Source organism: Paenibacillus taichungensis (genome assembly GCF_050994985.1).
GTDB lineage: Bacteria > Bacillota > Bacilli > Paenibacillales > Paenibacillaceae > Paenibacillus > Paenibacillus taichungensis.
The window spans coordinates 3,219,072-3,240,963 of the sequence record NZ_CP194720.1; the positions used below are offsets into that span (position 1 = coordinate 3,219,072).

A 21,892-nucleotide genomic window follows, 5' to 3' on the forward strand; every position below is an offset into this window, starting at 1 on the left:
CACTACAAATGGATTGATGCTCGCATCTCTTCTATCTTATCAAATCATCTGCCACTAAACAAAACAATATATTAAATCTCTTACGCAGCACACCAAAAAGCAATATTCAGGCAATAGGAGTCCTGCATTCATAAGGACCACAATTGCTTAAATATTGCTAATTGAGTTTACTTAAGATGCAATCGAAGGTCTTGGGATCGTAACCGTAAACTGCGTTCCTTCTCCAACCCTGCTCTCCACATCAATTGTACACTCATGTAATTTCAAAATTTTAATCACGATGGAAAGTCCTAATCCATTGCCTCTAAGTGCACTGCTCCGTGCTTTGTCCACCATATAAAATCGATCGAAAATATACGGAAGGTCTCCCTCCGGTATACCTTGTCCTGAATCTCTAATGGATACCTTCACAGATGACGGGGACATCTCGATTGCGACGTGAATGACCCCATCCGGCCCGGTATATTTTATCGCATTGTTGATTAAATTCTGCCAGACCTGCTCAAACAGATCTTTATCTACGGTAATTTCGCAAGGTAATAAATCCAATTCAATTTTGATATTTTTGTGCGCCCACTGGGGCTCTGCTATTACGATCGCTCTTCTTAATTGTTCATCTAATTGAAAGGTAGTGAGATTAAACGGATGGTGCTCCGAATCCAGTGAGGCTAACCGGAGTAAATTATCACTTAGCCTGGAAAGGCGCAATGTTTCCTCGTATATGATATCCAGATGCTCTTTCTGCTCTTCCAATGGGATGACACCATCTTGCAGCGCTCTTGTAAACCCTCTAATCGATGTTAGTGGAGACTGCATTTCATGAGAGACATTACTGACAAAATCATCACGCACCGAGTCTATTTTTTGCAACTCACGAGCCATATGATTAAAACTCTCCATCAGCTCACCAAACTCATCTGGATTATTATGCTTCAAACGGACAGACAGATCGCCTGATGCCATTTTCTTAGCTGCAGCAGTTAGCCTTTTGATCGGTTTCACAATGTACCCAGACATGAACATGATTAATAAGCTTCCTATGATTAAGACAGTTAATAGCGATATAACTAATGTACGTTTCACATTATGGAAAATCGATGAAAAATTAATTTTGATCAGAAGCGCATCTTTCTCTTCATTCATCCTAGGAACACCGACAATCGCTGTTTCATCTTTATTGGATAGAATGAACGCTTCCCTGGTATTTTCATCGAATAATTCATGAACTTTATCATCTGGTAAGGAAGCAAGCACTTCACTTTGTTCGTTCACGGAAGTTATATTCAAGCCGTATCGCGCAAAGATATTCAAACTTGTCTTCACTTTTTCCGGATCATCAATCAGATTTATCATCGTAGCGATATCTTCAGCAATCGTGACCATGGAGTGATTCGGTGTGTTTTCTTGAGACCGTATATTTAAAATAAAGGAGAGAATTAAACTAACGATCACTATACAAAAAAAAGTAACTACGATTCGTAGACGCAGGCTTTTCCTCACGATTTTCATACACTCTCCAAACGATATCCAAGTCCTCTAATCGTCGAAATGATAAGCTCGGGGATCGGTTCAAGCCGTTCTCTTAGCCTTTTGATATGCACGTCAACAGTACGCTCATCACCTTCATAATCGATACCCCATATATCTTCTATAAGCTGTGTACGTGTGAATATTTGCCCTGGCAAACTGGCCAAAGCAAACAATAATTCACATTCCTTCTTTTTCAATTCAACCGATTGAGCTCCTGCCTCCACTGTCAAATTGCTCAGATTAATCATTGCACCGCCTATATGAATAACATTCGATGAAATCTTGTTGTATCTCTTCATTAAAGATTTTACACGCAAGATTAACTCTACAGGATCAAAAGGTTTTACTAAATAATCGTCTGACCCTGCATTGAATCCTCTGACTTTATCCTTGGATTCTCCTTTGGCAGTCACCATCAGAATCGGAATATCCATATATGATCGAATATCTTCGGTCAGTTCAATACCATCTACACGCGGCATCATCACATCTACAATCGCTAAATCAATTTTGGTATGAGACAAGATATTCAGTGCTTCTTGGCCATCCGGCGCTTCCACAACGGAAAACTGATTAGTTTCAAGGTATATTCGAATCAATTTGCGGATATGGGAATCATCATCAACCACAAGAATTGTGTTCATTTATGCATTATCCTTTCCGCAATTTTCATTATTCACAACTGTATTTATTCATATCGTAAGGATTCCATCGGGTCCAGCTTGGCAGCTTTGGAAGATGGCATCAAACCAGCGATGATACTAATCACTGTACTTACAATGATTCCGAACAATATATAATATCCGGATAAATTAATTAGTTTTGCTCCAAAAGCGTTGACCAAAAGGATGTTCAACACGTAACTAATAATGACGGCAAAGACTACCGCAATGATACCACTAAACACTCCCAACAAAGCAGATTCGGAAAAGAAGATTCGCTTGATATCCTTCTTTCTGGCTCCAATCGCCCGAAGGATGCCGATTTCCTTCGTCCGTTCCACGACACTAATGTAAAGCACAACCAATATCATAATACCGGATACGAGCAACGAAATGCCTGCAATACCAGACAGAACGATCGTGGCCATATTCACATAAGTCGTGATATTTTCCATAATTTTTGCCGTCTGGGAGCCAGAGAAGCCAGCATCAACAGCAGCAGCATTAATATCATTGACATATTTCATATCGGTTGCATAAGCGTTAACCTGAATTGGCCCAATCGTTATTCCTTTGTCCGTATACATTTGTTCCAACGTCTGTGGTGAAATGTAACCCGGAGATTGCTGCATGGGTGATCTTTGATCTGACGCTTCATAAATACCAGATATGGTTATTTCTTTCTCCAAAGTTACCGGTTTATTATTGCCATCCATCTCATTGATATATAGAACCACAGACTTGCCGATCATGGATTCAGCTTGGTCATTTCCGCTTAATTTATTCGCCGTATCGAGGGGTAACAACATCTCATTTTCTCCCGGAAGCGTACCCTTTGTTATCATTGCTGGATCAAAAGCATCCGTTAACGTCGTTAACTGCGTAAGTGCCACACTTTGCTTTGCATGAACCATAGTCGATTTTCCTGTAATGGTAGTGATCGTCTCTACATGATCCACATTAGGGAATTTGCGAATGGTCTCAATATCGGTCGCTGTAAAAGGTTCGCCTGCTGCCATCAAGGCTTGCGGGCCTTGCATATCTTTGGCATCTGCACTGGGCTTCGTTATATCCACAAGCAAAGGGTCCATACTTGAATTGATTTCGTCGTTCATATAACTCGTTATCCCATTACCCAAGGAGAGCATCAGGAGTACGCTTAAAATCCCGATCGACCCACCCAATGCAACCAGTACATTACGCTTGCCGTTAAGTTTCATATTTTTGAGAGCCATTTTGAAAGAAGCCAGTAAGCCCAAGTTTCTGGAAGCACCACGACTGCCTTCATAAGTGGTCAAGGAACGATCTTTTAGATGAATATCATCCTTAATCCGCCCCTCTTCTACCTTTACAATACGCGTACCGGAATCAGCTACTTTCTGCGAGTGAGTTACCGCAATGACCAGCATTCCTTTTTGCGCAATACTGTCCAGCAAAGCCAGGATTTGATCTCCATTTTCCTTATCCAAAGCACCTGTTGGTTCATCCGCCAAAATAATGTCTGGATTGTTTGATAGTGCACGAGCAATGGAAACCCGTTGCTTCTGTCCACCCGACAGCTGGTTGGGCCGTTTATTCAGATGATTCTTCAGCCCGACCTCGGTCAAAATATCTATAGCGCGCTTATTGCGTTCCTTTTCACTTGTGTCCGTCATTTGCATGGCAATCGTAACATTCTCCAGCACAGACAGATGCGGGATCAGATTGAAATTTTGAAACACAAAGCCGATATTATTTTTCCGATAATCATCCATTTCCTTCTCAGTCATGGCACTTAAATTCTTTCCACGAACAAGGATCTCCCCTTCAAAATCGGAGTCCATTCCACCAATAATATTCATAAGGGTTGACTTTCCGCAACCCGATTCACCAAGGATCGAGACGAATTCTCCTGTTTCAAAGCTCAAATTCACATCGTGGAGCACAGGGACCTTTTCCTTACCATACAGCGTGTATGATTTCTTCACATGTTTAACTTCTAATATAGTCATCTTGATCTCTTCCTCTCCAAGTCATACACCCTATCTATATTGGCCATTTCACATTCTAACAAATTTGTGTGAACTGATAATGAACTGGACAATCCGCGTCTGCCTGGCAAAAGAAATACACGATGTAAGAAAAAGCAAACGGAGCCCTACATTCATTAGGACTCCGTTTGTTAGTTTCGCTCGGGACATTAAATCCCTTCAACAATACGCTTCGCCCGAACCTCTACCTGACGGAAAAGTTCTTCCTCATCTATCGTTAGCAGCTGCCTGCCTCTCATCAGTACACGACCATTCACAATGGTGGTATCTACATCAGCTCCATTCACGCTGTATGCAAGCAATGATTCCAGCTCGTGAACCGGCTGCAAATGCGGTTTCTGCAGATCAATCAGAATCAGGTCTGCCTTGCGCCCAGCTTCCAGCACACCCACTTCATCCTGAAGGTTCAACAGACCTGCACTTCCCCGTGTAGACATGTGTAGTACCTCTCTTGCCGACAAGCGGGTAGGGTCACCATAATCCAGCTTTTGCAGCCAGGTTGCAGCCTTGATCTCTTCAAACATATCGATGGTTGTCGCACTTCCTGCCCCATCGGTTCCAAGACCCACGTTAATTCCCTGTGCAATCATCTCGGTAATTGGAGCAATTCCGCAGCCCAGCTTCAGATTGCTGACCGGATTGTGCGCTACTCCACCACGCATGCCTTTCAATCTGCCAATATCTCTGCGATTCAGGTGTACGCCATGGGCAAGCAGTACATGTGCCTTTTCGAACATACCTGCCTCTTCCAAGTACTCCGTTGGCGTCATGCCATAGCGTTCACGAATCTTCACAACTTCCTCTTTCGTCTCAGCCAGATGAATGTGGATAGGCACGTGCTCCTGTTCCGCCATCGTGATGACTTCCCGCAAAGGTTCTACTGGGCAAGTATAGGGAGAATGCGGGCCATACATCGTCGTAATTCGACCCTCTGCCTTACCCGACCAACGCTGCACCAAATCGACAGCTTCCTGTAATCTGCGCCCCCCGTCATCCTCCACGAATACCATGCCGCGTGTGAGCGATGCCCGAATACCAGTTTTCGTTACCGCTTCTGCAATTTCATTCATGTGAATGTACATATCAGCGTAAGCTGTAGTTCCTGAACGGATCATCTCGGCGATGGATAATTGTGCTCCCCAGTATATATCTTCGGGTGTCATCCGGGCTTCTGCAGGCAGCATCTTACGGTCAAGCCAGTCCATCAGCTTCAGATCATCCGAGAATGCTCGTAACAGACTCATCGGTGTATGCTGGTGAGCATTGATCAAGCCCGGCATTGCCACTTTATGTTGACCATCCATAATGTCATCACCCGGTTGAGCCTGAATGTGGGGAGCAATCTCTGCGATACGGTCACCTACAATGCGAATATCCCCCTTGAAGGGGGAATCGGTGTCTTTCATCGTTAAGATTGTGGCTTGCTGGATTAAAATACTCATTCGTTTTCCAACTCCTCTAGGTTTGGATTGTCTTACTTCCAAATCCGAGGATAAGCCTTCACGTAACGGCAAGGTCAAGGTCAAGATTAAGTTAATTTTTGAGTCGTCATTGTTCTGAAACTTTGGATAAAAGGTTTGGGATCTATGTTGACCATATAAGGATAGACTCCGGTGCTGGTATGTAGATAGAAGAAACCACCTTCATTCCCCATTCTCCGAAAGGACATGTCGAACACTTCCGTAATGTTAAACTCGCGGTATTTCGTTACAATCTTGTCCGAGTAAAGGATCATGGACCGATCGCTCTGCAGTACTTCCTGTGCGAGACCCGTCACTTCTCTCTGTACTTTGTAATAAGGCAATACAGCAATGCAGTTCATGATCTCCCTCCGTTCTAGCATGATTATTTGTTCCATCATAGCAGATCGGAGAGCCTGAGCAAAAAAAATGATCCAAACACATATATGATTTACGTGATCTTCGTTGTTACTTTCAATGGAAAACGAAGTGCTTCCTGAATATGCTGCAAAGAAAGACATTGTTCAATGTGATAAACACCATGCGGCAGTTCCGTCCGATACATTCGCTCCGCTACTGCTGCCGCAACTGCTGCTGTTGCATCTGCTTCACGCTCACCAACCAGCAGCTGCTCGACATGGACTTGTTTGCCCTTTTTCCATCCCACTGCATCTATCTTAACTGCAAACATCGGCTCCCCTCCGGGAATAACCCCAAAAGCCTTGACCGTACCATTACGAAGGGAGGGAATATGCAGTAGTTTGAACAGCCCAATACGTTTCGAGATTGCCATGGATCTGGTCATCCAACGGGAATCGAGACATAACCGAGTGGAAACCGTTGGAATACGAAGTGTACGAGCAACGACGTGTTGATCCGAAAAGTTAAACCGATACGCTTTCCTGCGGCCCAGGTCTGCCCCAAAATCAATCCATTTACCATCGTGAAAACTTTGCACTTCGACTGGCTTGCCCTTTTTCATGACCTGATAGGTAGCATTCATTTGATCCACAGTCCACTCCACCGCGGCTTTCCCGTGTTTCTCACCCAGTCCCAGCATAACGGTAATGTCCGCTTTGTCTACTCGTTCCATATGGGCACCTGCTTCACGCACAAGCAGATTGGTCACACCAGGCGACAGTCCCACACTAAGCATGGCTGTTGCTTTGGAACGCTGCATTTTGGAATGCAGCTGTTCGACCTGACCCAGAAAGTCATAATTGGCTGAAATATCGATATAATCTGTCCCTGCTTTCGCACAAGCCTCGACAAATCGGGTATCCGTCTGGTCCACACACATGACCACCAACTTGACCGATTGAAGCACAACAGGATCAATCGCTTTTCGTACATCCAATTGAAGCGGCTGGACTATACCACCCGTAGATCGGCTGAATTCCTCAGCCCGATTCATCCGCGTACCTGCCGCCCATACCTTGCCGGGAAACAATCGTCCCAGTTGCGTACATATCATTTGCCCCACCTGACCGTATCCGCCAACAACCCAAATCTGGTCTTTCACAGAATCTGTTTTAGTCTCGTTTCGCATAATATCCCTCCACCCAAAATGCTCCGAAATAACGTGTAATGTGCGAGAATCCGCATTCTTTCATCAGCCCAATCATTTGTTCAGATGAGATTGGATCCGATTCTCGGCCAAGGGAAGCTGCAAACCGCTCCCATTCTTCAAGCTGAATACCATTACTTAACATGTGATCCTGCCAGGCTTGCATCATGGTTGGATATACAGGCGAATGAAGATCGGCATTCACTGCTGCAATAATGAGTGGCGCCCCAGGCTTGAGTCTGGCCGCTAGATTGGACAGGAACCGTCTTTTGGACTCGATCCCCTGAATAAAATGCAGCATTAGCATACTTGTTGCCCCGTCGTAGACCTCATCTTCCGGTAACGCTTCAAGCATCATGAATTTAAGTTGAACTCTGGCTTCGATTCCCGCTTCCTGGACTCTTCTCTCTGCTAACTGAAGCATCGGCTGGGAAGAATCTACTCCAGTAAACGTCCATCCCGCATGGCGAGAACCAAGCAGAGCTATTTCCTTACCTCCACCGGCTCCGACAATTAGTATTTTAGCCTCGTTGTTATCCGTGATAGAAGCGACAAGCAGCTGCTCCATCAGATCATGCATATGAGAATAACCCGGAATTTTCAGGGCTATCGATTGTTCGTAACGGTTTTCATCTGCCGTATCCCAGCTCATAGATGGTTGATTATGGTCCATCAATACTACACTCCTCATGGATTCAAGTTAGACTTGACTCTTCATTCGTCTAATTTCATTATAAAAGGATACGCAGAGCCTACAATCCCAGAACAATGGGATATCTGCATGAGGAGAGGAGATAGCTTTAATGACATCAAGTATGGAACCGAACCTGCGACTCATTACTTCTCTCGAAAAAGGAACCTGGACCTCACGTACCTACCGGGAAGCTGTCCTAAAACAAATTCAGAATATCGTTCCCTATGACGCGTATTGCTTCACAACGGTTGATCCACAAACTCTTCTCTCAACGGGTGCCGTGACAGAAGACGGCATTGAAGCCATTCATGATCGGCTGTTCGTTAATGAATACATGGAAGAAGACATACATAAGTATGCTGATCTGATTCGCAGCGGTGAGTATACAGCGATCCTTCATGCATCGATAAGCGGAAACCCAGTATCCAGCGCTCGATATCATAACATCCTTCAACCCGCAGGTTTCGGTGATGAACTTCGGGCTGTACTGGTCAGTGGCGGAGCCTGTTGGGGGTATCTGACACTATATCGCAAGACGGAACAACCCTTATTCACGGAAGAGGAGCGACTGAGCATTCAGGCCTGGACTCCTTCTATTGCATCGATGTTACGATCCACAAGTCTGACTCTTGTGGACGAGATTAAGAGCGGAAGTCCCACGGATCCAGGTATTATGATCACATCGGACGCTTTCGAGCTGTTATCCGTGAACGCTCCTGCTCAGTATTGGCTATCGCAATTACGTTTACTGGAGCATGTGGGACCAGATGTATTGCCACGCCCAGTCCGGGCAGTCAGTTCGCATTTACAGCGTCAGATTCGTACAGATTCCGACCTGATGGTTGCGCAAGAACCTATCCTTCATTCGCCTTCCAAAGTTTGCATTCAACTCCTGGATGGCCGTTACCTTGTGCTTCATGCCAGCCGCATGCAACAGTTCTCAGGTCCGGATCAGATTGCGATCAGGCTTGAACAGGCTATGCCCCAGGACTTACTGCCTTTACTCGCCGAGAGTCATGGGTTGTCCATTCGGGAACGGGAACTATTGGGTTACGTGCTGCGCAGTTATTCTTCCAAAGAAATTGCGGAAGCGATGCATATATCAGCCTACACGGTACAGGATCATTTGAAATCCATTTTTGCCAAAACAGACGTATCCTCCCGCCGTGAGCTAATCTGGTATTTTGTATCCCGTTTCCAGTTGTCTGATATGCCGGCAATTTGAATGTCATAACCTGGACATACAAAAAGATGCCTTGTCCCATGGGACAAGGCATCTTTGCGCTACATGATGGTGCAGAACATCCGTTATATCAACACATACGTTAAATTTATATAATTCTAGTGCACCATTCTCATGAGTGAAAACTTAGGACTTAGCGGGCTTCGCAGGTTTGATGTTTTTGTTCTTTACCTGCACAGCCACGGGCTCTTGCGGGTGTTCAACTGGATACAATTTGCGGAACAATAACGTCTGCAAGACCAGGAATGAACCGCCGATCGTCCAATACAGTGGCATCGCTGCAGGTGCCGAAAGCGAGAAAAAGGCCATCATCAAAGGAGAGATATATCCCATGATTGCGAATTGTTTTCGCTGTTCCGGCGCCATATTGGCTTGCGATACCTTGGCTTGGATCAGATAAATTATTGCTACCACGACTGCAAGCACATAGTCAGGCGCTCCTAATTTGAACCACAGAAAGGAGTGAGATGACAACTCCGGCGTAAGCCGAATAGCCGTGTAGATACCTGACAGAATGGGCAACTGAATCAGCAGTGGCAAGCATCCAATATTCAGCGGATTGAACTTGTGCTTCTTGTACAGCTCCATCGTTTCCTGCGAAAGCTTCTGCTTATCGGCTGGGTCGTTTTTGCCCTCATACTTTTTCTTGAGCGCATCCATCTCCGGCTTCATAGCATTCATGATCACTCGGGTGCCTTGCTGAGATTTTGCTTGTCGCATCATCAATGGCAACAACGCAAGACGAATAACGAGGGTAATCACAATAATGGCTACCCCATAACTTCCATTAAATATCGTTGCGATGTGCTGAATGAGATACGACAGCGGAAATACAACATAATGGTTAAAGAACCCTGGTGTTGATGAATTAATCTCTGAGACGTTGTTACTGCATCCGGCCAGTAGCATCACTGCAAAAAGAATTGCAATTAGGCCATAGATCCGTCCCTTGCCAGATGTAAAAGTGAACCCCTTGCTTGTCTTATGTCCCATATATATCCTCCTCGTTGTTTTGTAGAAAGTACATACAACGAGGAATGGCAATCTGGTTCATCTTCATCCGGGGATTCTCTTCGTCTGACGATTCGACTTAAAGCTTCAGGTCTGTGTTGTCCGTCCAAGGACAAGGTTGGCAATCCAGGCTCCAGACCACCTCCGGCCCCACCTTCCATCCAGTACTCTGTTATGCCACAATGCAGATGGGCAATATAAGCGTAACTGACTGTGAAAATGAGTCCGAGTGAAAATATATACGGTATCAATTCCTGAAGTTCAAACAAGGGATTCACCCCCTTTATAGGTTAGTTTTTATAGTATAACACTTACATATTGATTTTGCATAAATTCATTGTTGGAAAACAGGTTGATGAATTCATTCCATTCTCAATTTGGACAATTCTAGATTAGCTCTATGTCTTGCCATATTAAAAGAAGTCCATGAACTCTCTTCACCCAAGTCGAAGTTGGCTTGACGATCCAACATTTCCCCTTTCAAATTCGGATACTCTCTCTGGGCAAATTCCCGCAATAGCGGAACGGCCTCTGCAGATAAACTCGCCAAGTAGGATGTATCAATAATGCCTGTCTGATGATATCGTGCAATATTGAGCTCCGCAATTCGTTTATCCATACCCACATAGTTGACTATCACATATGCTGTAAGGGACAGTACAATATACCAGCGGATCAACGGTATGGATGTATATCGGATTCGAAGAGCGGCAATAAGCAGCAGCAGGGCCAGAAAAATCATAAATGCATGTACGAGAAATCGAATGTAGGTATATCCGTAAGCCTGTTCATACAGGTTGAGGCGTATAAACGCCGAGTACAGCATGATTGCGGAACAACCCACCAGGACAAAGAGCAGTACCTGATGCACAACTGAACCTATTTTGCCGCTTGAACGCGTGAACTGAAGGGCGATGATCAGGATGAGAAAATTAATGCCTGTTACCAGTATCAGCTCCACAAATCCACTTCTTGCATATTCCGCATAGGACAAGTCTGACGGAAGATGCCCCTCACCCGCTCCAAAAAGATAAGAAAATTGTACAAGCACAAACAGAACGTATACACAGTTGATAACCATCAGCATCGTGCCCATAATGACGGGGTCCAATCTAAAAGGTTCACGATGAGCTTGAGTAGAAATTGCCTCTGATGAGATCTTATTTGCTGTCTGACCCTCAATGATTGAGTTCAAGGAAGGATTCTCTTGTAAGGAATTCATGGAAACGCCTTCTCGCTTTTCGATTTCTGAAGCAACCGTATCTGCTTTTCCATTTTTCCAATGTGCATTCTCTCTTTTCTCCGCTTCATATTGCATCGGCTGCACAAATCCCCATACGTAACTGAACAATAAAACGCCCGCAATGAGAGTCCAGATCACTCTCGGCAGCCCTGGTGTCAGTGTCAGTTGATTTAACCATTCCGGAAAACCAGATAAATACTGATTAAAAATCCCATCTGCAGAGGAGAGCAGTGCTACGACTACGATGAGGATGGGAACGGATGCGATAAGGCCAATGAATACTTTGAAAGCAACCGTTTTCTGCGTATTGCCCAAGCCACGTCCTCCTGTTTTCATAATAATGCTTGCGACCGTTCCCCAATGACGGATGGATTGTGGCAGCAAATGGTCCAATGCGGTACCGATCAATCCAATATTCCACCATTGTCTCTGTTTTCTGCCGACTAGATAAGTCATATGTAAGATAATAAGCCCTGGTACGACCAGGAAATTAAGTATACGCAACGGTTTATTGTCGTGTAACAGAAACGTCAGCGCCAGCATCAGTACCACCCCAGCCACAAAAGCATTAATCATGGTCAATGACCGCATGCGGTCTCTGGCAAACAAGAACATAAAGCCATAAAAGAGGATAACAAAGATGGGATAAGAAACACCAGGCTCCTTGCCATAAAACAAATACTGATGAATGATAGCTAACATTAATGCCGATAGTAGCGTAATTAAAGCGCGATTGGGTGAAACCATTATCTTATCAATCATGGGAAATACCTCCATTAACTTTCTAGGTTTAATTCTAGATGATAAAATAAGAATATAAATAGAAATTAAAAACGATAAAACTTCTTATTTTATTATATTGCATCAGCTACAACCTCCAGGAGGAATCCAAACCTTGAAATTACATCAGCAATATTTGCTGCTCCATAGCCAGTTTGGTCAACTTGTAGAGCATGAAGTAACGCTTTCTGACCTTGCGGAACTGCTCGAGTGTACACACCGTAACACATTAACGATCGTCAAAAAAATGATTGCCCAAGACTGGATACGGTGGGTGTCCCAGCGCGGACGTGGACGGCGTTCTACGCTGACCCTGCTTATTCCGGCTGATCAAATTGCTGCAGAATACATGATGCAGGCCATGAATCGCCGCGAGTTGCAGCAAGCCGCCGAACAGGTTGGTGCTTATTCTAGTTCTACGACGATGCAAGATCATCTAAACCAGTGGCTGCTTGGTTATTCTGGACACCATACGGAAACTGGTAGCCATTATGAGCGAATTGATACGCTCAGGTTACCAATCCGCCAACAACTGCATGCGCTTGATCCTCTTTTTATCAATTTGCTGGCAGAATCTTTTGTCACCAGTCATGTGTTCGACGGGCTGGTTCAACGTAATGAACATGGGGAGATTGTTCCTTGTCTGTCTCATACCTGGGATATCAGTTCAGATCGGAAAACATGGTTCTTTTATTTGCGTAAAGGGATTACTTTTCACAATGGACACCTGCTGACAGCCGCGGATGTAGTGTATACATTTGAACGACTGCAATCCACAGAACGGCGGACATTATACCGCGATGTGAGCAAACAAATTCTATCGCTTGAAGCAACAGATCCCTTGACCGTTTGTTTCAAACTCAAAGCCCCTCACGAATTGTTTTTGCCCTTTCTTTCTACGAGCCGTGCAGCGATTGTTTCACAAGCCACGTACGGGCAACATAAAGATGGAGACAAGGAACCAGATGTACCGAATACCATGCAAAGGCCTATAGGAACCGGGCCTTTCAAGGTTACAACCTGGGATGATCACTTGTGCAGACTTGAAGCTTTTCCGATGTATTTTCAAGGCAGAGCCCATCTGGACCGTGTAGATATTCTACAAATCCCGTGGAGTGCTCCTGCACATTTGGATGAAAAACAAGATATCGAATCTCCTTTCTTCCACCTTGTTCATAATCCATCCTCGTCTGAGGGTAGAGACTGGACACAGATTAGTGCAGGCGTGATGGTACGCAAATTACTCACTTGTAATACACAAAAAACCGGACCGCTAAGCGATCCGGATGTAAGAGCACATGTTCAGGCGTGTATTACTAAATTGTATGGGAATGGCATGAATGAAAGTAATGAAGGTGATCCAGGAGATGCTGATAAAGTGTTGATGAATGCAGAAGAATTGACTTATTTGTCTCAGCACTCTACTTTTGATCTACCTATCCCCTTACACATCACAACCATTCCTCAGTATCGGATGGATGCTAGACGTTTGGCATCGTCATTGGAAATGTACGGCTTCACATGTACTGTCCGCATAGGCACGATGGAGCAATTCAAAGGGAACCTGAGACTGGAATCCGATCTGATTCTCTTCTCCCTGATTCGGGACCGGGACGAAGAATTACGCAGGTACGATCTCTATCTCACTTTATCCGAACATCTGGAGGAATCTTCCAAGAAGAGTGTTCAAGAGATGCTGCAAACTGTTGTTGCTTCGCAAATAGCAGCAGACCGAACTGCCGAGCTGGATCGGATCGAACAATTTCTGGTGCAGCAGAGTTTATTATTCCATTTAACTGAAAAACCTGTGGAGACTGCCTACCTGCCTTCCGTTCGTGGCCTCTCCTTTAACAGCCAGGGATGGGTAAACCTCAGACATATCTGGTTCCCATGAATGCTCGTTAAATGAGCATAACAATCCATTCGTTTCAAGATGCGGTAATGATGTTGCATGCTTATAAACTGGTCATTGGGTCGGCATCCACCTTGTGACGTATTTTTTCATTTCTCTTCGAAATGGTATCCTTCCGACGGTACACACCGAGGAGTAAACCGAGCATGGCATAATCAAACATCAGATGATTGCCGTATCCAATAAAAGGAAAAGAAATACTAAGAATCGGAGCCTTCCCAGTGGTCATCGCCAACGAATAGATGATTTGCAATGCAAAAACGGCGGTGATACTGACAATAATCATACGACCAAAATCATCCCGGATGCGAGGAAGCATCTTCATCATACTGATAACAAACCAGATGATCCCCACCAATAACAGGATCCCGGCTGACCAGCCAAACACATCAATGAGCAGCACACCTGGGTAATTATAATAACTCGTTTTAAACATGTCGAACGTTGTATCAATCCCATTTCCCCACCAGCCGGCTGATCGAATAATTTCAATAATGGAATAATTGCTATATCCACTCCCGTGAGGGTCATCCTGAAGATTCAAAACGACAGAGAGCCTCTCCAGGCGGCCGTACTGATCTGCAAAAAACAATAACAATACAAAAATACTTCCTGTTACAACAGCACCTATGGCTGTATAAAGCCATTTTTTCGTGAGCCAGCCAAATAAAATAATGCACATTGTGCCAAACAGAAACATGCGAACCCAGTCCGACATTTGAAATAGTAGCACTAACGGTAACGCTACCATTGCAATGTAGGTCAATATGGATTGCATATTACAATTGGAACGAAGCTTGTCCAGCATAATTGTGCCAATGGCAAGTGGTACTACCCACATTGAAACCGTCGTCACATCTAGAACAAAGCCGAATGGTAACGTCCAAAATCTATTTATACCATTGTAAGTTGAAGATAATGCTGGATTGATCCACAGCATAGCATTAAGTAGAATATAGATCCACCAGGCCGCTCTTTTAAACTTTCGATAATCAAAGTAAATAAAGAACAACATAAATATGAAACCCATAACGGTGTATATTACATGATTGCTATATAACTCCTTATATATTTCTACTGTAACATTGGTTGTAAAAATCCACATTAACAACAGGCTAACTGTAGCCAATCCAATTATTCCAACTAACAGCCCCCAATGCATACGATGACGATGCAATCTGTGCATACTTTTGCCCACCACTGCAGGATCACCCATCTGCTCAATGGCGTATGCAGCTGCCTCTTCCTGGCTCAGTCCCTCTTGCTCCTTGTCCAACATCATTTCTTCCATGTGGTTGCCAAGCTCATCACGCAGATCAGTATGTACTTCACGTGCCTTAACCTGACTACACAGTTGATCAAGATAATGTTTAATCTTCTCATGTCGATCCGTCATGTTAAGCCTCCCTCTCCAAGCACCCGATCCACGGCACCGCGGAATAAAAGCCACTCGGCTTTTTTATGCTGTAACGCCTCCACACCCTTGTCACAAATGGAATAATATTTACGTTTCCTACCTTCAACCTCCATCCAGTAAGACTCCACCCATCCCTCAAGCTCCATCGCGTGCAGAATGGGATATAACGTACCTTCTTTTAAATTAAACACACCCTCGGATTGACGATGGAGTTCCTTGATCAATTCATAACCGTAAAGCGGCTGTTCCTTCAATAACGTAAGAATCAATGTCTCCGTGCTGCCTTTAATCATTTGTTTGTTTACCTGCAAAGCTGTCACTCCCTTTGGTTCATGCTTCCACGTCCATTAACAATAGCTACTTTTACCACACTTCTTAAAACTTCAAATGAACCTAATAAAACCACTTGGCTTTATACATCGGAAATCTATGCATAGTAATACTAGGTATAATATTACCTGATTCTTCCTTTTCTGTCTAGCTATCAATTGAAGGCGTTTATGATAAAATAAACAAGTCATTTCACACCTGAGGTGCCATTATGAATCTCTTATTCGTACTCACACATTACATATTCTTTCTATCGATTATGAGGAGGCAATTCAAACCATGAGCAAACTGATTTTCTTTCTTGGCGGGGCCGGGAGCGGCAAAACAACCCTTGCTAAAGCCCTCTCGCGTAAACATAAAGCTGCTTTTTTGGATATGGATATCCTGCTGCGTCCAGCTGCTGAAGCAATAATGACCCTGCAGGGACTCGATCCATCCGATAGGGATTCACCGGAATACAAACGGCTGTGCCGTGATTTGGGATACCGTATTACGATGGACGCAGCACTAGACAATGTGCAATTGGGTATCGATACGGTTGTTGTAGGACCCTTTACCAAAGAAATCGGAACTCCGGACTGGATCGAGCAGGAACTCGCACAGATTGGACGTTCCCTGAATGATACAGATGTACGTGTGGCCTATATTTATCTTGCAAATGAAGCTTTGTATCGAGAGCGGATTACAGCCAGACAATCACAGCTGGATGAGTGGAAGCTGGAGAACTGGGATGCCTTCACAGCTTCACTTGCACGTAAACAAGTAGCCTGGCCCTTGCCCGCCTCAGCCGTAGCTTATATCGATAATTCCGATGAGAACCCTGATATCGCTTTTGCTGAAGTCGAACAACGAATGTACGAATAAAATGTGTAATCGAATGGAATGGAACGACCTTAACTTCTCTATTCTCTTTTCGTGCTGCTTATACGCTCAATAAAACTAATTCACACCCAAAAGGGGTACTTGTCATGGTGACCCGATCAGGTCGAACGTGACAAATACCCCTTTTACAATGATCTATGACCAAACATTCGAACCTGCATCGTTACAAAAACTGCTTCATAATATACTCCTGCTCCAGAGGTGTAATCACGGTGCGCTCCACGGGTGGACCTTCTGTCAGATACTCTGCCACTTCAGCCACACGATTGGACTCCAGCTCCGCTGTAAATACGAGATTGGCCATCCCTAATGTCTCAACCAATGTTCCCCGCGCTTTAGCGTGAAGCATGAATAAGGTATATAAATCCGGTCTTTTCAACTCCGTCATTGCCCGGGCGATCAAAGCCAAATAGGCTATGTTGTCCCCCATCGGAGGATGCGCTTTAGGCTGTCTCTTTAAGCCAAAATCGCACCACAAAATGCGCCGCTCCTGCACATCAATAATGGCTGGTATACAACTACGGGAATCTGCCGTCAGATCGATTCGCTCCTGTACCGTTGAAGGTTCGAACATTTCATCCGACTGTGGCGCCTGACGCATCATCCAGCCAGCATAACACTCCGGCAAATCCTTGAAAGCATTATCCCTGAATGCGTTAACCATGATTACAATATAACGTGCGCCTAACTTAGAAACGGACGGCAAATGCATATCCAAATACTTCGCCTTTCCATCCGGTGCAGTCACCTTAAGCCCGCTATTTGCAGCTACATATTCATTCGATTGCAAAGGGGTCCGGGTTGTTTGACCCATATCACGCCAGTTCGGATCATACAGAACACTTGACAGATCGGTATTCACACATTCGATTCGCTCCTCACCGCCCAAGCCTTCTCTCCACGACAGAAAAAAACGAACGGTATCTCCTGTGGGTAACGATATCCATGACGCACGCGATAGAGCTCGAAGAGATTCGCTCACCCTAAGTTTTCCCGATGGAACTGAAAACTCTTGAAGTCTTTCATCAATGTATACATTACCGAGTGGTGGAAGTACCGCAAATCGTTTCAACAGTGTATGCTCTACCGCCGATATCACCGCATGAACATCCTCAACGTTGAGTGGCGGCAGCGGCTGAGTGGAGACATACAGATTTGCCGTGTTGCCTTGGGGGAAAAAGCTCCTCCTGACCTGAAACTGCGTCCGTGTGCTGAAATGGGCCAACACTCGAAGCAGCGCTCTTATCGATACCTTCTCTTCCACAGTTTCCATTTTCCCGATCACTTGCTGTACCGGAACACCGGAACGTATCATTCGGTCCAGCTGACCGACCATCTCTCCCGGACGTTCCGCGAGCGTCTCCACAATAAGCTTGTTATCCTTCTGTTCAAATGCCCGCTCCACTCTGCCATGAAAGGTAAGCGGGTGTTCCCCAAGTCGCAACTGGTCCAGCGCTGCTACTGCCACTGGATAACGGTATCGATATTCACCCGGATGCAGCCGCTCGGCCAATCTCTGCCAGCTTCCTTTATATCGAAACAAATCTTCCAACGGGTCCGAAGCACTCTCCAATAAAGCAAATATTACCCGTCGTTCAGATCGGGTAAATGAACGGAAACGGGTATTCTCCTTCAAACTGACATCTCCATCGGAACACGCCACCGCCAGCCGCAATATATCTGTTGCCGTGCGCAAATGCCGCTGGAATTGCTCCACCGAAGCACGCCCCGCATTTAATAAAGCAGCACAATAAACGGCGGCATTTTCCCTCACAGGTATTTGCCCTGCCTCTGGCTCAAATGCGGACCAGCCTTCGTACTTTGTTGCAAACCAGACCAACTGCTCTTTTGCAACTGGCGATAACGCTGATTTCGCTGTAAGCAGGTTCATTCCCACTTGGTAAAAATCTGCTTCACTGCCGAGATGAATCACACGCAGTCGCAACTTGTTCAGCAGTAATATGCGCTGCTCCTGTTCAAAAGACTGCTGTCTCCAGGAATGCATCAAAGCATTTAAATAAAATTTACTTTCCTGAATATTCATTTTTCGCTTAGGAAATTTCGGATACACGAGGATTTCCTTTAAATTGATTCCTTTCATCTTTCGAAGCTCTTCCATCAATTGATCAAACCAGAAAACGAATCTCTCACGTTCCCAGGTATTCAGCACATCTATCAGTTTCGTCGAAAACGTATATCCCAGCGATTCCAAATTTCTCAGTGCAGTCGCCAATATACGCACAGGCAGCTTGCCCTTGCGCTCTGCAATGATCACTTTCAAATTCCTGCTGAAATAGATTGAGAATAAGTCCATCACTTGTACTCTCCCACATGACGATAATATATTCAGCATTGGTATACTTGGCCTAGCTTGTGGCGGTTCTTCATATGTATGACACAATCCAAAAACTAAAAAAATCAGGGAAGCGGTACCCCTAATACCATTGTAAGAGTTCAGAAGGAAGGGATACCATAGCCTGATTAATGCATATTATATCTTATAATTGCAGATTAGAGAATATCACATCGAAAAGAGAGCGGCAGAATACCACTTCACCCGAAAGATAAAGTTATTCTGACCGCTCTCTTTACGTTTATTTTTCACCGCTATTCACTTGCCAGATTATCCGTGCTGACGTGCCGCTTGACGTCCGGCGATCCGAGCTGTAATTAATCGGTGACTCTCATCAATCTCTTCCGGTGTGCAGGCTGCTTTCAACTCATATACTTTGACCGGAGAACGATCAATGATATCCAGGAATGAATCAAAAAACGCCATGTCCTTACTATGGATATATGGACACCAATGATCCGACAAGCCTACCGTCTCATGGATATGAACCCCAACGACATGGTCGATCAATTCATTTGCTTCGCGTGCATTATCATAGAGCCCCATTCGGTCCATCATCATACCGTGACCAATATCGTACCATAAGCCGAGTGGAGCCCCTTTCATACCGCGGATAAGTGCGCCCGCCTCCTGCAGCGTCGGCATTTGGTAACAGCGTGATCGAGTCTCAATGCCGAAATTCACTCCGTATCCCCGCTGTTCAGACAATTCACACACTTCTTCCAGACTCTCCTGAATTCGCTTCAGGTAATGTGCGCTACTCGCCTCACGCTTCTCCAGCATCTCTTGCCACAATGATTGATAGTCCGAGGAGTCCGGCCCTTGATCGTGATATATCTTTTTCAATGCTTCATCAATGTTATATTCAAACGGCACCTCACCTGGATGCACGACGACTGCCTTCGCACCATACCGGTGTGCATACTCGGCTGAACGGAGCAGCAGTTCAATGGCCCGCTTACGACGAGGCTCATCGTCGAAACCGAGCAGAACTGAATCGGTCCCATAATCGGGATCAGCTACATGTGGGAACGTGTTGTGCACACTGGATATGCCGATTTCCCCCCGCTCAATCATCGGTTCAATTGTATGCAACAATTCGTCCGTAACGTTATAGTTCAGCTCCACCTGTCTGAACCCTAGGGATTTGATCTCCTCCATCATGCCCTGACCCGTAGTGTGTCGTTTGATGTTCCAGCAAGTTGAAAATGAATATTCCTTTTTGTCGGTAAACATAGCTTTGTCCTCCTATATGCGATGTTCAACCCGTTCAATGTCTGATTAATCTTCTCTATTTTTAAATCAGCCTAGCTGATGTTTAATTCAAATCTCATTTTGTCCGCGTTAACGGTTAAGCCAATTTCGATCTCGTTCCATCCATCCAACTTACCTTTATAATTATTGAAGTAACGCCCTTATTCCAATGACTCTTGCTGAAGATTCAACATCGTTTGTTGTAACGCCACCTGCACTGCTCCAGTGACTACAGCCCGCTCGCCAAGCTCTGAACAGATCAGTGCAGGCTTCGCCGGGAATTGATCAGATACGATCTGTCTGAGATGCGGCAATAACACATCCCCATTTCCCCCAATGCCTCCGCCAAGTACAATGAGATGGGGAGCAAGAACGACGCAAATATGCCGCAGAGCCGAAGCAATCATTTGGCTGTATTGTTTCAGAATCTGCACAGCCTGCGTTTCTCCACTTCGCGCAGCTTCGAACAGTTTCTCAGGAGTCAGGTATTCACGAAGAGCTTCTATACCAGAATCAGGATCCTCAAGTAGACTGGCATCCAACTGACGCTTGGCCAGTTCCATCAGACCATCAGCAGATAGGACATCCTCCAATCGATGGCCCTCTTCCAACAACATCTCCGCGAGCTCGCCTGTCAACCCGCCCATACCTCGAAGCAATTGCCCGTTCACCATGATGCCTGCGCCCGTTCCAGTACCGATGGAGAAAAAAACAAACAGATTGGAATCTTCTGCTGCAGCTCCCCTCCTGTACTCCCCCAGTGCAGCCAGGTTTACATCGTTCTCCAGAATCACTTCACACGGGAAGGCCCCCGACAATGATTCAAGCGAGAGCAACTTTTCCAATCCCTCTAAAGGGGCAACGATTCGATCAATATCTCCAGAGTCCGGCAGTACAACGCCAGGAATGCCAAAACCAACACATCGAATCTGATCCCAATTCAATTGATTCTCCGACAGCAAGTCATCCATGTGGCTTCGAAGAACATCAAGGGTTGCCGTCTCTGCTCGATCACCACTTTGGACCGATAACGTTGGATACGTTCTGTACTCCATAATCTCACCATTCAGATTAGAGAGTTCGATCCGAATTCGGGTTGCCCCAATATCGATGCCACAGACATAATAAGCTGATTTGTTGAATTGAATGAGTGTTGCTTTGCGACCCTGAGCATTATCGGCTCTACCAGTTTCCAGCACCAAGTTTCGTTCAATGAGATGTTCAATTGCTGACGACACCGTAGGTTTGCTGAGTCCGGTCTGACGACTGATATCTGCCCTGGACATCGCACCAGTTGCGATCAGAGCATCCATAATCAAATTCTCGTTCAGATTGCGGATATATTGCGGTGAGCCAGCCATTTTATCGCCTCCTTTTATAGTTAGTTAAGTTTCTTAACGAATTAAATTCAATATATCATCGGGCTTGATACGTGTACAGCTTTTTGTCAGTATCGGATGATCTGATTTCAAAATCAAGGCCTGATCTCATCGTGATCATTTAATTTCGAATTTACACCACATA

The 21,892-nt window shown here is 45.0% G+C and carries 18 protein-coding genes; 3 read left to right on the forward strand and 15 right to left on the reverse strand.

Going from position 1 to position 21,892, the window contains the following annotated elements; translation table 11 throughout:
• Positions 1 to 171: 171 nt before the first annotated feature.
• From ACR1R9_RS14205 to ACR1R9_RS14235, 7 genes are all read right to left on the reverse strand, one after another.
• The gene (locus ACR1R9_RS14205) at positions 172 to 1,509 is read right to left on the reverse strand and encodes a sensor histidine kinase (protein ID WP_433923364.1); all 1,338 of its coding nucleotides are present in this window, start codon (positions 1,507 to 1,509) and stop codon (positions 172 to 174) included.
• Positions 1,506 to 2,174, reverse strand: coding sequence for a response regulator transcription factor (locus ACR1R9_RS14210; protein ID WP_099852690.1), 669 nt, complete (start codon positions 2,172 to 2,174; stop codon positions 1,506 to 1,508). The genes ACR1R9_RS14205 and ACR1R9_RS14210 overlap by 4 nt, the downstream gene beginning before the upstream one ends.
• A gap of 44 nt (positions 2,175 to 2,218) precedes the next feature.
• Positions 2,219 to 4,183, reverse strand: a complete 1,965-nt coding sequence (locus ACR1R9_RS14215; protein ID WP_076291028.1) for an ABC transporter ATP-binding protein/permease — start codon at positions 4,181 to 4,183, stop codon at positions 2,219 to 2,221.
• Positions 4,184 to 4,371: 188 nt separating this feature from the next.
• A complete protein-coding gene (locus ACR1R9_RS14220; RefSeq protein WP_433923363.1) occupies positions 4,372 to 5,664 on the reverse strand; it encodes an amidohydrolase in 1,293 nt (430 codons plus the stop codon).
• Positions 5,665 to 5,750: 86 nt separating this feature from the next.
• On the reverse strand, positions 5,751 to 6,044 hold the full coding sequence (locus ACR1R9_RS14225) for a hypothetical protein (protein ID WP_076291026.1): 294 nt from the start codon (positions 6,042 to 6,044) through the stop codon (positions 5,751 to 5,753).
• Positions 6,045 to 6,133: 89 nt separating this feature from the next.
• Positions 6,134 to 7,231, reverse strand: coding sequence for a saccharopine dehydrogenase family protein (locus ACR1R9_RS14230; protein WP_433923362.1), 1,098 nt, complete (start codon positions 7,229 to 7,231; stop codon positions 6,134 to 6,136).
• Positions 7,215 to 7,922 carry a class I SAM-dependent methyltransferase gene (locus ACR1R9_RS14235; RefSeq protein ID WP_433923361.1) on the reverse strand — a complete coding sequence of 236 codons (708 nt, stop codon included), beginning with the start codon at positions 7,920 to 7,922 and terminating at the stop codon, positions 7,215 to 7,217. Before ACR1R9_RS14235 ends, ACR1R9_RS14230 begins: the two co-directional genes overlap by 17 nt.
• 130 nt (positions 7,923 to 8,052) lie before the next feature.
• Here ACR1R9_RS14235 and ACR1R9_RS14240 point away from each other — a divergent pair, with 130 nt between their 5' ends.
• Positions 8,053 to 9,168 carry a helix-turn-helix transcriptional regulator gene (locus tag ACR1R9_RS14240; RefSeq protein ID WP_433923360.1) on the forward strand — a complete coding sequence of 372 codons (1,116 nt, stop codon included), beginning with the start codon at positions 8,053 to 8,055 and terminating at the stop codon, positions 9,166 to 9,168.
• A 144-nt stretch (positions 9,169 to 9,312) separates the two neighbouring features.
• On the opposite strand, the gene yidC is transcribed toward ACR1R9_RS14240, so the two are convergent.
• The 3 genes from yidC to ACR1R9_RS14255 all read right to left on the reverse strand — a co-directional run bounded on the left by yidC (position 9,313) and on the right by ACR1R9_RS14255 (position 12,202).
• On the reverse strand, positions 9,313 to 10,179 hold the full coding sequence (gene yidC / locus ACR1R9_RS14245; protein ID WP_076291022.1) for a membrane protein insertase YidC: 867 nt from the start codon (positions 10,177 to 10,179) through the stop codon (positions 9,313 to 9,315).
• Positions 10,116 to 10,466, reverse strand: a complete 351-nt coding sequence (locus tag ACR1R9_RS14250) for a hypothetical protein (RefSeq protein ID WP_175382604.1) — start codon at positions 10,464 to 10,466, stop codon at positions 10,116 to 10,118. The genes yidC and ACR1R9_RS14250 overlap by 64 nt, the downstream gene beginning before the upstream one ends.
• Positions 10,467 to 10,558: 92 nt before the next feature.
• Positions 10,559 to 12,202, reverse strand: coding sequence for a DUF4153 domain-containing protein (locus tag ACR1R9_RS14255; protein ID WP_433923359.1), 1,644 nt, complete (start codon positions 12,200 to 12,202; stop codon positions 10,559 to 10,561).
• A 133-nt stretch (positions 12,203 to 12,335) separates the two neighbouring features.
• Here ACR1R9_RS14255 and ACR1R9_RS14260 point away from each other — a divergent pair, with 133 nt between their 5' ends.
• A complete protein-coding gene (locus ACR1R9_RS14260) occupies positions 12,336 to 14,114 on the forward strand; it encodes an ABC transporter substrate-binding protein (protein ID WP_433923358.1) in 1,779 nt (592 codons plus the stop codon).
• 61 nt (positions 14,115 to 14,175) lie between these two features.
• On the opposite strand, the gene ACR1R9_RS14265 is transcribed toward ACR1R9_RS14260, so the two are convergent.
• Entirely contained in the window at positions 14,176 to 15,528 is a 1,353-nt protein-coding gene (locus ACR1R9_RS14265) for an FtsW/RodA/SpoVE family cell cycle protein (RefSeq protein WP_433923357.1), read from the reverse strand.
• Positions 15,525 to 15,860, reverse strand: coding sequence for a PadR family transcriptional regulator (locus ACR1R9_RS14270; protein ID WP_024631897.1), 336 nt, complete (start codon positions 15,858 to 15,860; stop codon positions 15,525 to 15,527). The genes ACR1R9_RS14265 and ACR1R9_RS14270 overlap by 4 nt, the downstream gene beginning before the upstream one ends.
• 298 nt (positions 15,861 to 16,158) lie before the next feature.
• On the opposite strand from ACR1R9_RS14270, the gene ACR1R9_RS14275 reads away from it, so the two are divergent.
• Positions 16,159 to 16,743: an AAA family ATPase gene (locus ACR1R9_RS14275; RefSeq protein ID WP_099852716.1), complete on the forward strand. Its 585-nt coding sequence runs from the start codon at positions 16,159 to 16,161 to the stop codon at positions 16,741 to 16,743.
• A gap of 181 nt (positions 16,744 to 16,924) precedes the next feature.
• On the opposite strand, the gene ACR1R9_RS14280 is transcribed toward ACR1R9_RS14275, so the two are convergent.
• From ACR1R9_RS14280 to ACR1R9_RS14290, 3 genes are all read right to left on the reverse strand, one after another.
• Positions 16,925 to 19,075: a cytoplasmic protein gene (locus tag ACR1R9_RS14280; RefSeq protein ID WP_433923356.1), complete on the reverse strand. Its 2,151-nt coding sequence runs from the start codon at positions 19,073 to 19,075 to the stop codon at positions 16,925 to 16,927.
• Between the two features lie 309 nt (positions 19,076 to 19,384).
• The gene (locus tag ACR1R9_RS14285) at positions 19,385 to 20,350 is read right to left on the reverse strand and encodes a sugar phosphate isomerase/epimerase family protein (RefSeq protein ID WP_433923355.1); all 966 of its coding nucleotides are present in this window, start codon (positions 20,348 to 20,350) and stop codon (positions 19,385 to 19,387) included.
• Between the two features lie 179 nt (positions 20,351 to 20,529).
• Positions 20,530 to 21,729, reverse strand: a complete 1,200-nt coding sequence (locus ACR1R9_RS14290) for an ROK family transcriptional regulator (protein WP_433923354.1) — start codon at positions 21,727 to 21,729, stop codon at positions 20,530 to 20,532.
• Positions 21,730 to 21,892: the final 163 nt, after the last annotated feature.

What these genes read in the sequence shown, in the direction of transcription:
- ACR1R9_RS14290 (WP_433923354.1), bottom strand. Translation starts at nt 21,729, where the DNA reads ATGGCTGGCTCACCGCAATATATCCGCAATCTGAACGAGAATTTGATT.
- ACR1R9_RS14280 (WP_433923356.1), bottom strand. Translation starts at nt 19,075, where the DNA reads ATGGACTTATTCTCAATCTATTTCAGCAGGAATTTGAAAGTGATCATT.
- ACR1R9_RS14220 (WP_433923363.1), bottom strand. Translation starts at nt 5,664, where the DNA reads ATGAGTATTTTAATCCAGCAAGCCACAATCTTAACGATGAAAGACACC.
- ACR1R9_RS14255 (WP_433923359.1), bottom strand. Translation starts at nt 12,202, where the DNA reads ATGATTGATAAGATAATGGTTTCACCCAATCGCGCTTTAATTACGCTA.
- yidC (WP_076291022.1), bottom strand. Translation starts at nt 10,179, where the DNA reads ATGGGACATAAGACAAGCAAGGGGTTCACTTTTACATCTGGCAAGGGA.
- ACR1R9_RS14205 (WP_433923364.1), bottom strand. Translation starts at nt 1,509, where the DNA reads ATGAAAATCGTGAGGAAAAGCCTGCGTCTACGAATCGTAGTTACTTTT.
- ACR1R9_RS14230 (WP_433923362.1), bottom strand. Translation starts at nt 7,231, where the DNA reads ATGCGAAACGAGACTAAAACAGATTCTGTGAAAGACCAGATTTGGGTT.
- ACR1R9_RS14215 (WP_076291028.1), bottom strand. Translation starts at nt 4,183, where the DNA reads ATGACTATATTAGAAGTTAAACATGTGAAGAAATCATACACGCTGTAT.
- ACR1R9_RS14265 (WP_433923357.1), bottom strand. Translation starts at nt 15,528, where the DNA reads ATGACGGATCGACATGAGAAGATTAAACATTATCTTGATCAACTGTGT.
- ACR1R9_RS14275 (WP_099852716.1), top strand. Translation starts at nt 16,159, where the DNA reads ATGAGCAAACTGATTTTCTTTCTTGGCGGGGCCGGGAGCGGCAAAACA.
- ACR1R9_RS14235 (WP_433923361.1), bottom strand. Translation starts at nt 7,922, where the DNA reads ATGGACCATAATCAACCATCTATGAGCTGGGATACGGCAGATGAAAAC.
- ACR1R9_RS14285 (WP_433923355.1), bottom strand. Translation starts at nt 20,350, where the DNA reads ATGTTTACCGACAAAAAGGAATATTCATTTTCAACTTGCTGGAACATC.
- ACR1R9_RS14210 (WP_099852690.1), bottom strand. Translation starts at nt 2,174, where the DNA reads ATGAACACAATTCTTGTGGTTGATGATGATTCCCATATCCGCAAATTG.
- ACR1R9_RS14240 (WP_433923360.1), top strand. Translation starts at nt 8,053, where the DNA reads ATGACATCAAGTATGGAACCGAACCTGCGACTCATTACTTCTCTCGAA.
- ACR1R9_RS14225 (WP_076291026.1), bottom strand. Translation starts at nt 6,044, where the DNA reads ATGAACTGCATTGCTGTATTGCCTTATTACAAAGTACAGAGAGAAGTG.